Genomic DNA, 13,549 nt, shown 5'->3' with positions numbered 1-13,549 from the left:
TGGCGTCCGGTGGTCGACGAGCCCGCCCGCTTCCGCGACCTCGCGCGCGCCATGCCCGCCGCGTGCCGCGCCGCCGAGGGCGGCCGTCCCGCCGCCGAGGTGCTGCGCGAGGCGCTGTCCGGCATGGTCGACACCGCCGTCCGGGGCGTGGTGCCCCATCCACTGCTCCCCGCGCGCAAGGGCAAGGTCCCCGACCGCCTCCCGCTGGCCGAACGCTGGGCCGAGGCCCTCACCGGCCCGTCCCCGCTGGTGCGCCGCGAGCCGCGCGACGACCCCGACGACCTCATCGCCGAGCTGGACGCCTGGTACGCCGCCGCGCACCGTCCGTCCGGCCCCCTCCGCGTCTGCTTCCGCCTCTACGAGCCCAGCACCGTCGAAGACCCCGGCGCCGCCGAAGACCCCGACGCCGAGACTCCGGAGGCGGCGGAGGAGCCGGAGGCCCGGGAGGAGCCGTCCGAGCGTCCGTGGCGGGTCGAGTTCGCGCTGCAGGGCACCGAAGACCTGAGCCTCTACGTCCCGGCCGCGCTGGTCTGGGCGGGCGAGGCCGCCTTCCTCCCCGACGCCGAGGAGACCCTTCTCGCCGGTCTGGGACGCGCCCTGCGCCTGTTCCCCGACATGGCCCCCGCCCTCGACGGGCCCGTCCCGTGCGAGGCCGAACTCGACACGGCCGGTGCGTTCCGCTTCCTCAAGCAGGCCGCCCCCATGCTCGCCGCCGCCGGTTTCGGCGTTCTGCTCCCCCAGTGGGCGGGCAAGGCGAAGCTCGGCATGAAGCTCACCACGCAGGCCCAGGACGGCGAGGGCTCGGGCGCGGCCACCAGCTCCGGCTTCGACCTCCAGGGCATGGTCGACTTCCGGTGGGACCTCGCCCTCGGCGACGAGACGATCGACGAGGACGAGCTGGAGGAACTGGCCCGGCTCAAGGCCCCGCTCGTCCGCCTCCGCGGCCAGTGGGTCGAGCTGGACGAGGAACAGCTCCAGGCCGCCCTCGACTTCCTCCGCCATCCGCGCGCGGGCACGATGTCCGCCGCCGAGGCCATGCGCGCCGTCATCCACGCCGGCGACGACGCCCTCCCCCTCGTGGACGTGGACGCCGACGGCTCCTTCGGCGACCTCCTCTCCGGCTCCGCCGACCGCCGCCTCACCCCCGTGGGGACGCCCGAAGGCTTCAACGGCACCCTCCGCCCCTTCCAGGAACGCGGCCTCGCCTGGCTCGCCTTCATGGAGAGCATCGGCCTCGGCGGCATCCTCGCCGACTCCATGGGACTCGGGAAGTCCGCCCAGACGCTGGCGCTGCTGGCGTGGGAGCGGGCGCGACCGAAGGACGAATGGCCGGGGCCGACGTTGTTGGTGGGGCCTATGTCGTTGGTGGGGAACTGGCAGCGGGAGGCGGCGAAGTTCACGCCCAAGCTGCGGGTCTACGTGCACCACGGGACGGGGCGGCACCGGGACGAGGAGCTGGTGCGGGCGGCGTCCGGGGCCGATCTCGTGCTGACCACCTACGGGACGGCGGCGCGTGACGCCGAGATGCTGGCCGAGGTGCCGTGGCGGCGGGTCGTGTGCGACGAGGCGCAGGCGCTGAAGAACAGCGGGACGCGGCAGGCGCGGGCGCTCCGCGGCATCCCCGCGCGCACCCGGCTGGCGCTGACCGGCACGCCCGTGGAGAACCACCTCACCGAGCTGTGGTCGATCATGGAGTTCGCCAACCCCGGGCTGCTCGGGCCGCGCGCGGCGTTCCGGGAGCGGTTCGCCGTGCCGATCGAGCGGGACGGCGACGAGCGGGCGGCGACCGCGCTCAAGCGCGCGACCCAGCCGTTCATCCTGCGCCGCCTGAAGACCGACAAGTCGATCATCTCGGACCTGCCGGAGAAGCAGGAGATCAAGGTCTACTGCAACCTCACGCCCGAGCAGGCGTCGCTCTACCAGGCGACGCTGGACGACATGCTGGAGCAGATCGCCGAGGCCGACGACAAGCAGCGGCGCGGGCTGGTGCTGGCGACGATGGCCAAGCTCAAGCAGGTCTGCAACCATCCGGCGCAGCTGCTCAAGGACGGGTCGCGGCTGCCCGGCCGGTCCGGGAAGCTGGAGCGGCTGGAGGAGATCTGCGCCGAGGTGGTCGAGCAGGGCGAGAAGGCGCTGGTGTTCACCCAGTACGCCGAGTTCGGCTCGATGCTCCGGCCGTACCTGGCGGCGCGGCTCGAACGGCCCGTGCTGTGGCTGCACGGCGGCACGTCCAAGCAGCAGCGGGACGACCTGGTGCAGCACTTCCAGAGCGACCCGGAGCCGTCGGTGTTCCTGCTGTCGCTGAAGGCCGCCGGCACGGGCCTCACCCTTACCGCCGCCAACCACGTCGTGCACGTCGACCGCTGGTGGAACCCCGCCGTCGAGGACCAGGCCACCGACCGCGCGTTCCGCATCGGCCAGACCAAGAACGTGCAGGTCCGCAAGTTCGTCTGCGTCGGCACGATGGAGGAGCGGGTGGACGAGATGATCGAACGCAAGAAGGCGCTGGCCGAGTCCATCGTCGGCACCGGCGAGGACTGGCTCACCGAGCTGTCGGTCGCCGAGCTGCGCGACGTCCTGCGCCTGTCCCCCGAGGCGGTGAGCGACTGATGCCGCACTACGGCGACCCCATCGAGGTCGAGGACGGCATCCGGGCGCGCACCGCGCGCGGGTCGATCGGCGCGCGGTGGTGGTCGCGCCGGTTCATCGACCTGGTCGAGTCGTTCGCCGACACCGGGCGGCTGCGGCGCGGCCGTGCCTACGCGCGCAAGGGCCAGGTCGTGGACCTGCACGTCGCCGCGTACGAGGTGACGGCGCGCGTCCAGGGCTCGGTGGAGGAGCCCTACGAGGTGGCGCTCGGCATCGACGCGATCGGCGACGCCGACTGGCGGCGGGTGGAGGCCGAGCTGGCGTCCCGCGCGGTCTTCCGGGCGCGGCTGCTGGCCGGGGAGATGCCGCCCGAGATCGAGGACGTGTTCGCCGGCCTCGGCCTGTCGCTGTTCCCGGCGTCCGCCGCGGACCTGCACCTCATGTGCGACTGCCCGGACTGGGGCGACCCGTGCAAGCACGCCGCCGCCGTCCTCTACCTGCTCGCCGAGTCCTTCGACGACGACCCGTTCCTCATCCTCGCGTGGAACGGCCGCACCCGCGACGAGCTCCTCACCGCCCTCCGCCGCGCCCCGGCGGGCGACGCGTCCGACCCGTTCGAGGTCGAGGACGAGCCGCTGACCGCCGAGGGCTTCTGGACGCCCCCGACGGGCCTGGCCCGCCTCCGCGACCGTCCCCCCGCCCCGCCCGTCCCGCCCGGCTTCATCCTCCAGATCGCCGAGCCGCCCCCCGTGAAGATCCGCCGCCGCCCCCTCACGGACGCCCTCCAACCCGCCTACGAGGCCCTGGCCGCCACCCCCTTCACCACCGACTGACCCCCTACCCCCGCCCCGGAGGGGGTGGTCGGTCGCAGGGTCAGCTGTAGTGGCGGCCGGTGCAGCCCACTTCGCCGGCGATGGTGGACCAGACGCCCAGCAGGCCGACGATCTCGTGGAAGTCGTCGGTGGTGAACTCGGTGGTGCGGGGGCCGGTGAGGCGGACGCCGGGGACGACCTCGCAGGACTGGGCGATGGCGGTGGAGTTCCACTCGACGCCGAGGGTGTAGGGCGGGTCGACGTCGTGGCGGCGCCAGCGGTCGGGGGCGGCGAAGACGGTGCGGGCCGCCTCGTTGATCATGCGGTGGGCGCGGGCGGGCGGGACGAGTTCGGCGGCGTAGCGGTCGCTGCCCTTCTTGACCGCGACGGTGGCGACCTCGCCGAGCACCTCGCGGGCCTCGGCGCAGGCGGCGACGTCGCCGGTGACGAGGCCGACCGGGACGCCGAGGCCGGAGGCGTAGGCGGCCATCAGCCGGATCTCGCCGGCGACCTCGCCGTTGAGGGTGACGTTCTGGATCTCGCGGCCCATCCAGGTGTGGTTGAGGACGCCGCGGGGCGTGCCGGCGCGGGCGTGGTAGCCGACGTAGACGGCGACGTCGCACCAGCCGCCGAGACCCTCGGCCATGCGCATGGGCTTGTAGGGGCCGCGGACGAGGGTGCAGCGCTCGTCGATGAGGTCCACGCGGAGGTTCTTGCCGGTGCCGTGGGCGTCGGCCACCACGACCTTCTCGGCCCCGGCGTCGAAGGCGGCGGTGATCACGGCGTTGGCGTCGGCGGTCATCAGCTCGCAGCCGCGCTCGTAGCCGCGTCCGCCCGCGCGCATCTCCTCCGGGTCGGTGAGCCCGGTGACGCCCTCCATGTCCACCGAGACGAACACCTTCATCCGCCGCACCTCCCGCTCGCGTCCGCTGGCAGGACGAGCCAAGCCGATCTTGCCCGTCCTGACAAGAGTCCACGGACGGTATGTTGCGTCCTCGCGATGAGATATAGTACTCCTACTATCAACGATCAGAGTTCTACGGTGACAGGAGATGGCGAGGGCCGGTGCCGACGGGCAGGGACAGGGAGCTCGTGCACAACCGCATCGCGGTGCTGCGGGCGGAGCGGGGCGTGTCGCGGCGCGAGCTGGCGACCGCGCTCGGCGTGCACTACCAGACGGTCGGCTATCTGGAGCGGGGCGAGTACAGCCCCAGCCTGCATCTGGCGCTCCAGATCGCCGAGTACTTCCAGGTGCCGGTGGAGGTGGTCTTCTCGCTGAGGCCGTTCCCGCTCATCGGCAGCACGACTTCGTAGGGAGATTCCGATGACGACCCCCCGCACCAAGCGCGAGGAGAGAATGCTGACGGCCGTCCAGGCCGAGGTGCCCGGCCGTTACGCGACCCGGCGCGGACGGCGGAACCTCGTACGCGCGGGCATCGCCTGCCTGGCGCTCTTCTATGTCAGCGCGGTGGTCTGCTGGGCGCTGGCCCCCAGCGACACCGCCATGTACGTGACGTTCGCGTGCGACGGACTCGGGCTGCTGGCCGGTGGCTTCGTCCTCGGCCGGATGGTCGTGGTGACACGCGGCACCACCCGGCTGCCCGACCACCTGCTGGACGAGCGGCAGGCGGCCGAGAAGCTGCGCGCGCACTCCACCGCGCACCGCCTGACCGTGCTGCTGCTGTTCGTCGCGCTGTTCGGGATCGAGCTGGGGATGCGCTCCGACGTCCGCTCGCCGTCCGCCGCCGTGGTCGTGACCTTCGGCGCGCTGCTGGTCACGGTCGCGTCGCTGCCGCTGCTCGTCAGCACGTGGCGGATGCCGGACCCGGTCCCCGACGAGGACGACGCCTGAGACGGGCGCGGCTCCCTTCCCGGAAGGGGGCCGCGCCCGTCCACGGTCAGCGCAGGTCGCCGTTCGTCATGCCGGACGGGGCGGGCGGCAGCGCCACCAGGCCCATCTCCGCCCGGCTCGCGAGCTTCGGATGCCGCGGGACGACCCGGACGCTGTACCCGAACGAGCCGCTCCGCCTGAGCGGGACCTCGCCGGTGTACCGCGTCCGCCCGTCGACCGGCTCGGGGTCGCCCAGTTCGAGGTACGACGGGTCGACGATGGCGTCGGTCTCGTCCACCCGGCCGTAGGCGACCTCGACGGCGACGTCGGACGGCTCCAGCGCGCCCAGGTCCACCACGACCCGGACGGCCAGCCGGGCCCCGACCTGCGGGCTCTCCTCGCCGTGCGTCTCGACGTGCTCGACGGCCACGCCGTCCCAGCCCTTGCGGACGCGCTGCTTCCACGCCGCGAGGGACCGCGCGCCCGCGTACCCGTCGGCGCTCATCGCGCGCGCGGACGCGGCGGCGGGCCGGTAGTACTCCGTGACGTAGTCGCGGAGCATCCGGTTGGCGAGCACCTTCGGGCCGAGCGTCGCGATCGTGTGCTTGACCATCTCCAGCCACCGCCGGGGCAGCCCGGACGCGTCGCGGTCGTAGAACATGACCGAGACGTGGTCCTCCAGCAGCTCGTACAGCGCGGCGGACTCCAGCTCGTCGCGGCGGTCGGGTCCGGCCAGGCCGTCGGCGGACGGGATCGCCCAGCCGTTCTGGCCGTCGTACCACTCGTCCCACCAGCCGTCCCGGACCGACAGGTTGAGGGCGCCGTTGAGGGCGGCCTTCATCCCGGACGTGCCGCACGCCTCCAGCGGGCGCAGCGGGTTGTTCAGCCACACGTCGCAGCCCTGGACGAGCAGCCGTCCGAGGGCCATGTCGTAGTCCGGGAGGAACACGACGCGGTGCCGGACGTCCTCGGCGTCGGCGAACCGGACGATGTCCTGGATGAGCCGCTTGCCGCCCTCGTCCGCCGGGTGCGCCTTGCCCGCGATGACGATCTGCACGGGCCGCTCGGGGTCGAGCAGGAGCGCGCGCAGCCGCTCGGGGTCGCGCATCATCAGCGTGAGCCGCTTGTAGGACGGGACGCGCCGCGCGAACCCGATGGTCAGCACGTCGGGGTCGAGCGCCTCGTCGATCCAGGCGACCTCGGCCTCGCTGGCGCCGCGTCCGCGCCACGACTCGCGCAGCCGGGTCCGCGCGTCCCGCACCAGCCGCTCCCGCAGGACGCGCCGGACCCGCCAGATCTCATGCTCGGGGACGTCGCGGACGCGCTCCCAGCCCCGTCCTGCCTCCACCACCGACGGGACCTCGCGGGCGGCGAGGTCGAGGATCTCGCGGCCGACCCACGTCTCGGCGTGGACGCCGTTGGTGACGGACCCGATCGGCACCTCGGCCCGGTCGAACCCGCCCCACAGGCCGCCGAACATCTCCCGGCTGACCTCGCCGTGCAGGGTGGAGACGCCGTTGACGCGCTGCGCGAGGCGCATGCCCATGACGGCCATGTTGAAGACGGCGGGGTCGCCGTCGGGGTAGTCCTCGGCCCCGAGTTCGAGGACGCGGTCCACCGGGACGTCGGGTTCCTCGGCGGAGCCTCCGAAGTAGCGCCGGATCAGCTCGCGCGGGAACCGGTCGATCCCGGCCGGGACGGGCGTGTGCGTGGTGAACACGGTTCCGGCGCGGGTCGCCTCCAGCGCCTCCTCGAAGTCGAGCCCTTCCTCGGAGACCAGTTCGCGGATGCGTTCCAGGCCGAGGAATCCGGCGTGGCCCTCGTTGGTGTGGAAGACCTCGGGGGCGGGGTGGCCGCTGATGCGGCAGTAGGCGCGGATGGCCCGCACTCCGCCGATGCCCAGCAGCATCTCCTGCAGCAGCCGGTGGTCGCCGCCGCCGCCGTAGAGGCGGTCGGTGATGTCGCGCGCGGACTGGTCGTTGTCCTCCACGTCGGAGTCGAGGAGGAGCTGCGGGACGCGTCCGACCCGCGCGAGCCACACCTGGGCGTGCAGGGCGCGGCCGTGCGGCAGCCCGATGGAGACGCGCACGGGCGTGCCGTCCGGCTCGCGGAGCAGCGTCAGCGGCAGCCCGTTGGGGTCGATGGGCGGGTAGCGCTCCAGCTGCCAGCCGTCCGGGGAGAGCGACTGGGAGAAGTAGCCGTGCCGGTAGAGCAGACCCACGGCGATGATCGGGACGCCCATGTCGCTGGCGGTCTTGAGGTGGTCCCCGGCCAGGATGCCCAGGCCGCCGGAGTACTGCGGCAGCGCCGCGGTGATGCCGTACTCGGGCGAGAAGTAGGCGATGGCGCGGGGGCCGTCCGCGAGCGACTGGAACCAGCGCGGCCCGGTCAGGTAGTCGCGCAGGTCGTCGGCGGTGTCGTGCAGGCGGCGCAGGAACCGGCGGTCGCCCGCGAGCTGTTCCAGGCGCTCGGGCGTGATCGCGCCCAGCAGCCGGACGGGGTCGTGCCGGACGGCCTCCCACAGCGCGGGGTCGACCTCGCGGAACAGATCCAGGGTCTCGTGATGCCAGGACCACCGAAGGTTGAGGATCAGTTCTTCCAGCGGACGGAGGGGCTCGGGAAGGACGGTGCGTACGGTGAATCTACGGATTGCCTTCACGCACCGCCACGGTAGGCGCTCGTTCCGTCGCGCGCGACCCGGGGCCCCGGACGCGCATCCGTCGCCGGGCGTCGTCGTCGCGTCTCGGGAGGCGGTGTCGTGGCGCCTCAGCAGGCGGCGTCGTCGTGCGGCGCGAGGCCTCTGCGGGCGCGTATCGCCAGGCCGGCGGCCAGGGCGCCGAGGAAGAGGCCGGTCGAGTTGTAGAGCATGTCGCCGGGGTCGCATTCCCTTCCCGGATCGAGAGTCTGAAGGAACTCGACGGCCACGAAAGCCAGCGCGAGGACGGACGGTGCGGCGACGGCGCGCCGGGTGGCGAGCACCGAGAGCGCACCCGACGGCACCCACAGCGCCACGTTCATGACGTCCTCCAGACCGCGGTCGCCGAACGTGCGCGCCGCCCATCCGACGCGTCCGGCGGGGTGGGCGAGGCACATCGACAGCCGCTCGCCCGCGCCCGGCTCCACCGCCATGGGCAGCGTCATGGCGAGGATCAGGCACGTCCACAGCAGGAGGCCGAGCGAGGGCAGCGGCGGCCACCCGCGCCGCCGGACGAGCGGACGCCACGCGCCCGCCGCGAGGAGGGCCAGCACCGCCCACAGTGCCAGCGCCCGGACGGCCTCGACCGGGACGTGCCGCGGAAGGTGATCCCACAGGCGGTCCCGGACGCGGCCCGAGACACGACCCACGAAGCGGTCCCGGACGCGTCCCGCGAAGCGGTCGCGGAGGTGATGCGGCAGCGGCGGCACGTTCCGGAGGACGGCCGGCGCGTCGCCGCGGTTCGCGCGCGTCCCCTTCCGGCCAGCGGAAGGTAGCGAAATGTGGCGAGAAGTTAGGCGGGTCCCCGCGGCGGCAATCGGCCGATCGGGGGCATGGACGGTTTTGGTCAACGCGAACGGGTAGGGGATGCCGCATGCGAGTCGAGTCCGGAACGTCCTCGATGCACGGTTCGATGGCGATTGGGCGGATTCCGATCCTCGACGTCACGCCGCACGTGCTGTGCGGACGCCGGCCCGCCAAGGCGGTCGTGGGCGAGACGTTCGAGGTCGGGGCGACGGTCTTCCGCGAGGGTCACGAGATGCTCGGCTGCGCGGTGGCGCTCCGGGCGCCCGACGGGGAGACGGTCCGTTCCGTCCGGATGCGCGAGGTCGGCCAGGGTCTGGACCGGTACGCCGCCGAGGTCGCGCCGACCTCCGAGGGCCTGTGGCACTACCGCGTGGAGGCGTGGGGCGACCCGGTCGCGCACTGGCGGCACGACGCCGAGATCAAGGTCCCGCGCGGCCAGGACGTGGAGCTGATGCTCCTGGAGGGGGCGCGGCTGTTCGCCCGCGCCGCCGAGCAGGTGCCGTCGGCGAAACGGCCCGTCCTCAGACGGCTGGTGAAGACCCTCGGAGACCGCGCGGTCCCCCCGGAGGAGCGGCTGGAGGCGGCCGGCGCCGCGGACGTGCGGGACCTGGAGGAGCGCTACCCGCTGCGCGACCTGCTGACGACGACCGAGTGGCTGCCGCTGGCCGTCGACCGGGGACGCGCGCTCTTCGGGTCCTGGTACGAGTTCTTCCCGCGTTCCGAAGGCGCGTCCTTCGACCCGCTCGGACGCCGCGGACCGATGTCGGGAACGTTCCGCACCGCCATGAAGCGCCTCCCGGCCATCGCGGAGATGGGCTTCGACGTGGTGTACCTGCCGCCCGTCCACCCGATCGGCCGGACGCTCCGCAAGGGCCCCAACAACACCCTCGAAGCCGGACCCTACGACCCGGGGTCGCCGTGGGCGATCGGCTCGGAGGACGGCGGGCACGACGCCGTCCACCCCGACCTCGGCACGCTGGAGGACTTCCGCGCCTTCGTCGACTACACCCGCGACCTCGGCATGGAGGTGGCGCTCGACCTCGCGCTGCAGTGCTCCCCGGACCACCCGTGGGTGCGCGAGCACCCCGAGTGGTTCACCACGCGCGCGGACGGCACGATCGCCTACGCCGAGAACCCGCCCAAGAAGTACCAGGACATCTATCCGCTGAACTTCGACAACGACCCCGAGGGCATCCACGCCGAGGTGCTGCGCGTCGTCCGGCACTGGATGGACCAGGGCGTGCGCATCTTCCGCGTGGACAACCCGCACACCAAGCCCGTCCCGTTCTGGGAGCGGCTGCTCGCCGACGTCGCCGCCACCGACCCGGACGTGCTGTTCCTCGCCGAGGCGTTCACCCGTCCCGCGATGATGCACACGCTGGCCAAGGCCGGCTTCCACCAGTCCTACACGTACTTCACCTGGAAGAACTCCCGGGACGAGCTGCGCGAGTACTTCGAGGAGCTGTCCGGTGACGCCGCGAGCTACATGCGGCCGAACGTCTTCGTGAACACCCCCGACATCCTCAACGAGTACCTGGTGCACGGCGGCCGTCCGGCGTTCGAGATCCGGGCGGTGCTGGCCGCCCTGCTCTCCCCCACCTGGGGCGTCTACTCCGGGTACGAGCTCATGGAGAACGTCCCGGTCCGTCCCGGTAGCGAGGAGTACCGCGACTCCGAGAAGTACCAATACCGGCCCCGCGACTGGGAGGCGGCCGAGCGCGAGGGACGCAGCATCGCGCCGCTGATCACCCGGCTCAACGCCCTCCGGCGCGCCCACCCCGCGCTGCACCGCCTCCGCAACCTCCGCTTCCACCACGTGGACCAGCCCGAGCTCCTCGCCTTCTCCAAGGCGGCCGGGGACGACGCGGTGCTGGCCGTGGTCAACCTCAACCCGCACATCGTCCGCGAGGCGACCGTCCACCTGGACCTGCCCGCGCTGGGCCTCGCCCCGGACGAGGAGTTCACCGTCACCGACGAGCTGTCCGGCGAGTCCTACGTCTGGCGGCAGGCCAACTACGTGCGGCTCGACCCTCACGTCCGACCGGCACACGTCTTCACCCTCCGGAGAGGCCAGAGTTGAGCGAAGCGCCCCGCGAGGCGGCTCCCGCCCCGCACTCCCCCCGCACCACCCGCCACGACTCCCCCCGCACCTCCCACGAAGCCCCCCGCGAGAACCGGCACAAGACCCGCCACGACACCCGCCGGACGACCTCCCGCGACGGAACGGGCGGCCCGCCGCCCGGCCCGCTCCCCGACTCCGGGCCGATCCCCGAGATCCCGCCCGAGGCGTTCACGGCGACGCCGTCCGGTCCGCTGCCGGACGCGTTCGACCCCGGCACGCCGCGCGACCCGCACTGGTTCAAGACGGCCGTGTTCTACGAGGTGTCGGTGCGCGGGTTCGCCGACTCCAACAACGACGGCAACGGCGACCTGCGCGGCCTGATCGGCAAGCTGGACTACCTGCAGTGGCTCGGCGTCGACTGCCTGTGGCTGCTGCCGATCTACGAGTCCCCGCTGCGGGACGGCGGCTACGACATCGCCGACTACACCAAGATCCTCCCGGACTTCGGCGAGCTCGGCGACTTCGTGCAGCTCGTGGAGGCCGCGCACGAGCGGGGCATCCGCGTCATCGCCGACCTGGTGATGAACCACACCAGCGACCAGCACCCCTGGTTCCAGGCGTCCCGGTCGGACCCGGACGGCCCGTTCGGCGACTTCTACATGTGGTCCGACACCGACGACAGGTACCAGGACGCCCGCATCATCTTCGTGGACACCGAGACGTCCAACTGGACGTTCGACCCGGTGCGCGGGCAGTACTACTGGCACCGGTTCTTCTCGCACCAGCCGGACCTCAACTACGACAACCCGGCCGTGCAGGAGGCCATGATCGAGGTCCTGCGGTTCTGGCTGGACCTCGGCATCGACGGGTTCCGGCTGGACGCCGTCCCCTACCTGTACGCGCGGGAGGGGACCAACTGCGAGAACCTGCCCGAGACCCACGCCTACCTCAAGCGCGTGCGCGCCGAGGTGGACCGCCTCTACCCCGACCGGGTGCTGCTGGCCGAGGCCAACCAGTGGCCCGGGGACGTCGTGGAGTACTTCGGCGACCCGGGCGTGGGCGGCGACGAGTGCCACATGGCGTTCCACTTCCCCGTCATGCCGCGCATCTTCATGGCCGTGCGCCGCGAGCAGCGCTACCCCATCTCCGAGATCATGGCGCAGACCCCCAAGATCCCCGAGAACTGCCAGTGGGGCATCTTCCTGCGCAACCACGACGAGCTGACCCTGGAGATGGTCACCGACGAGGAACGCGACTACATGTACGCCGAGTACGCCAAGGACCCGCGCATGAAGGCGAACATCGGGATCCGCCGGCGGCTCGCCCCGCTCCTGGACAACGACCGCAACCAACTGGAGCTGTTCACCGCCCTGCTGCTGTCGCTGCCCGGCTCGCCCGTCCTCTACTACGGCGACGAGATCGGGATGGGCGACAACATCTGGCTCGGCGACCGGGACGCCGTCCGCACTCCCATGCAGTGGACGCCCGACCGGAACGCGGGCTTCTCCCGGTGCGACCCGGCGCGGATGTACCTGCCGCTGATCATGGACCCGATCTACGGCTACCAGGCGGTCAACACCGAGGCGCAGCGCGACAACCCCGGCTCGCTGCTCAACTGGACCCGCAAGATGATCGAGATCCGGCGGCGGCACCCGGTGTTCGGCGTCGGCGAGTACGTCGAGCTGTCGGCGTCCAACCCGAGCGTGCTGGCGTTCGTGCGGGAGATCCCCGACGGCGAGTCGAACCACTGGGGCGGGATGGACACCGTCCTGTGCGTGAACAACCTGTCGCGCTTCCCGCAGCCGGTGGAGCTCGACCTGCGGCGGTTCGAGGGCTCCACCCCGATCGAGTGCATGGGCGGCGTGCGGTTCCCCGCGATCGGCGAGCTGCCCTACCTGCTCACCCTGCCCGGCCACGGCTTCTACTGGTTCCTGCTCCCCCCACCGGACACGTCCGAGGAGATGTGACGTGCGGCCTTCGGTCCCCTCCCTGCTCGACCTGCTCACCGAGTGGCTCCCCGCCCAGCGCTGGTTCGCCGGCAAGGACCGGCCGATCAGCGAGATCGGCATCGGGACGGCGACCGCGCTGCTCCCGGGCGACCCCGGCCTGCACCACCTGGTGCTGGACGTCCGGCAGGGCGGGCGGGCCGAGCGGTACCAGATGCTGCTCGGCCTGCGGCGGGACCTGCCCGCGCGGCTCCGCCCGGCCGAGGTCGGCTGGCTCGCCCTCGACGCGGGCTCGCGCGGCGGCACCGGCGCCTACAAGGACGCGGCGCACGCCTTCGACGCCGCCCACGACCCCGAGCTGGCGGCCTGCCTGCTGACGCACATCGAGGACGAGGCCGTGGTGGGGCCGCTCCGGTTCCGGCGCGTCCCCGGCATGGAGCTGGACACGAGCCTGGTGCCCGCCGTGAGCACCGCCGAGCAGAGCAACACCTCGCTGGTCTTCGGGGACGCCTACATCCTCAAGCTGTTCCGCAAGCTGTCCGCCGGGGTGAACCTGGACCTCGAGGTCAACCTTGCGCTGACCAGGCAGGGGTGCGCGCACATCCCCGGCCTGTACGGGTGGGTGGAGCTGGAGGCGGACGGCGGGGAGCCCACGACGCTGGCCCTGCTCTCGGAGTACCTGCGCACCGGGACGGACGGCTGGAAGCTCGCCGTCACCAGCGTCCGCGACTGGTTCACGCAGCCGCGCCCGGCGTCCGGCCAGGCCGCGGGGGCGGGGGCGGGCGCGGCGGCGGGTGCGGGCGTGGG

General features: G+C 72.6%; 10 protein-coding genes. 7 read left to right on the top strand and 3 right to left on the bottom strand.

The features are described from left to right. Both DZF91_RS35605 and DZF91_RS35600 read left to right on the top strand, forming a co-directional pair. Positions 1 to 2,610: DEAD/DEAH box helicase (locus DZF91_RS35605; protein ID WP_147341535.1), on the top strand; the 2,610-nt coding region annotated here is incomplete at its 5' end. Next, positions 2,610 to 3,422, top strand: a complete 813-nt coding sequence (locus DZF91_RS35600; protein ID WP_117361432.1) for an SWIM zinc finger family protein — start codon at positions 2,610 to 2,612, stop codon at positions 3,420 to 3,422. The genes DZF91_RS35605 and DZF91_RS35600, both read left to right, overlap by 1 nt. 40 nt (positions 3,423 to 3,462) lie before the next feature. Here the strand turns inward: DZF91_RS35600 and DZF91_RS35595 are convergent, their stop codons facing one another. Continuing rightward, positions 3,463 to 4,305 carry a M55 family metallopeptidase gene (locus DZF91_RS35595; protein ID WP_117361431.1) on the bottom strand — a complete coding sequence of 281 codons (843 nt, stop codon included), beginning with the start codon at positions 4,303 to 4,305 and terminating at the stop codon, positions 3,463 to 3,465. Between the two features lie 161 nt (positions 4,306 to 4,466). Between DZF91_RS35595 and DZF91_RS35590 the strand changes: the two genes are divergently transcribed. Together DZF91_RS35590 and DZF91_RS35585 are read left to right on the top strand one after the other, a co-directional pair. Beyond that, entirely contained in the window at positions 4,467 to 4,715 is a 249-nt protein-coding gene (locus tag DZF91_RS35590; RefSeq protein ID WP_117361430.1) for a helix-turn-helix transcriptional regulator, read from the top strand. 10 nt (positions 4,716 to 4,725) lie between these two features. Further along, positions 4,726 to 5,253, top strand: a complete 528-nt coding sequence (locus DZF91_RS35585) for a hypothetical protein (protein ID WP_117361429.1) — start codon at positions 4,726 to 4,728, stop codon at positions 5,251 to 5,253. Between the two features lie 46 nt (positions 5,254 to 5,299). On the opposite strand, the gene glgP is transcribed toward DZF91_RS35585, so the two are convergent. Together glgP and DZF91_RS35575 are read right to left on the bottom strand one after the other, a co-directional pair. Next, positions 5,300 to 7,891, bottom strand: a complete 2,592-nt coding sequence (gene glgP, locus DZF91_RS35580) for an alpha-glucan family phosphorylase (protein WP_117361428.1) — start codon at positions 7,889 to 7,891, stop codon at positions 5,300 to 5,302. Between the two features lie 107 nt (positions 7,892 to 7,998). After that, positions 7,999 to 8,637, bottom strand: coding sequence for a VanZ family protein (locus DZF91_RS35575; RefSeq protein ID WP_117361427.1), 639 nt, complete (start codon positions 8,635 to 8,637; stop codon positions 7,999 to 8,001). Between the two features lie 164 nt (positions 8,638 to 8,801). On the opposite strand from DZF91_RS35575, the gene DZF91_RS35570 reads away from it, so the two are divergent. From DZF91_RS35570 to DZF91_RS35560, 3 genes are all read left to right on the top strand, one after another. Next, on the top strand, positions 8,802 to 10,814 hold the full coding sequence (locus DZF91_RS35570) for an alpha-1,4-glucan--maltose-1-phosphate maltosyltransferase (protein ID WP_235834801.1): 2,013 nt from the start codon (positions 8,802 to 8,804) through the stop codon (positions 10,812 to 10,814). A 194-nt stretch (positions 10,815 to 11,008) separates the two neighbouring features. Then, the gene (treS, locus tag DZF91_RS35565; RefSeq protein ID WP_117361433.1) at positions 11,009 to 12,763 is read left to right on the top strand and encodes a maltose alpha-D-glucosyltransferase; all 1,755 of its coding nucleotides are present in this window, start codon (positions 11,009 to 11,011) and stop codon (positions 12,761 to 12,763) included. Between the two features lies 1 nt (position 12,764). Then, a partial coding sequence (locus tag DZF91_RS35560) for a maltokinase N-terminal cap-like domain-containing protein (protein ID WP_407920969.1) occupies positions 12,765 to 13,549 on the top strand: 785 nt, incomplete at its 3' end.

The organism is Actinomadura logoneensis (assembly GCF_003428695.1).
In the GTDB taxonomy this organism is placed as follows: Bacteria; Actinomycetota; Actinomycetes; order Streptosporangiales; family Streptosporangiaceae; genus Spirillospora; species Spirillospora logoneensis.
This window is presented reverse-complemented; position numbering and strand designations above follow the sequence as displayed.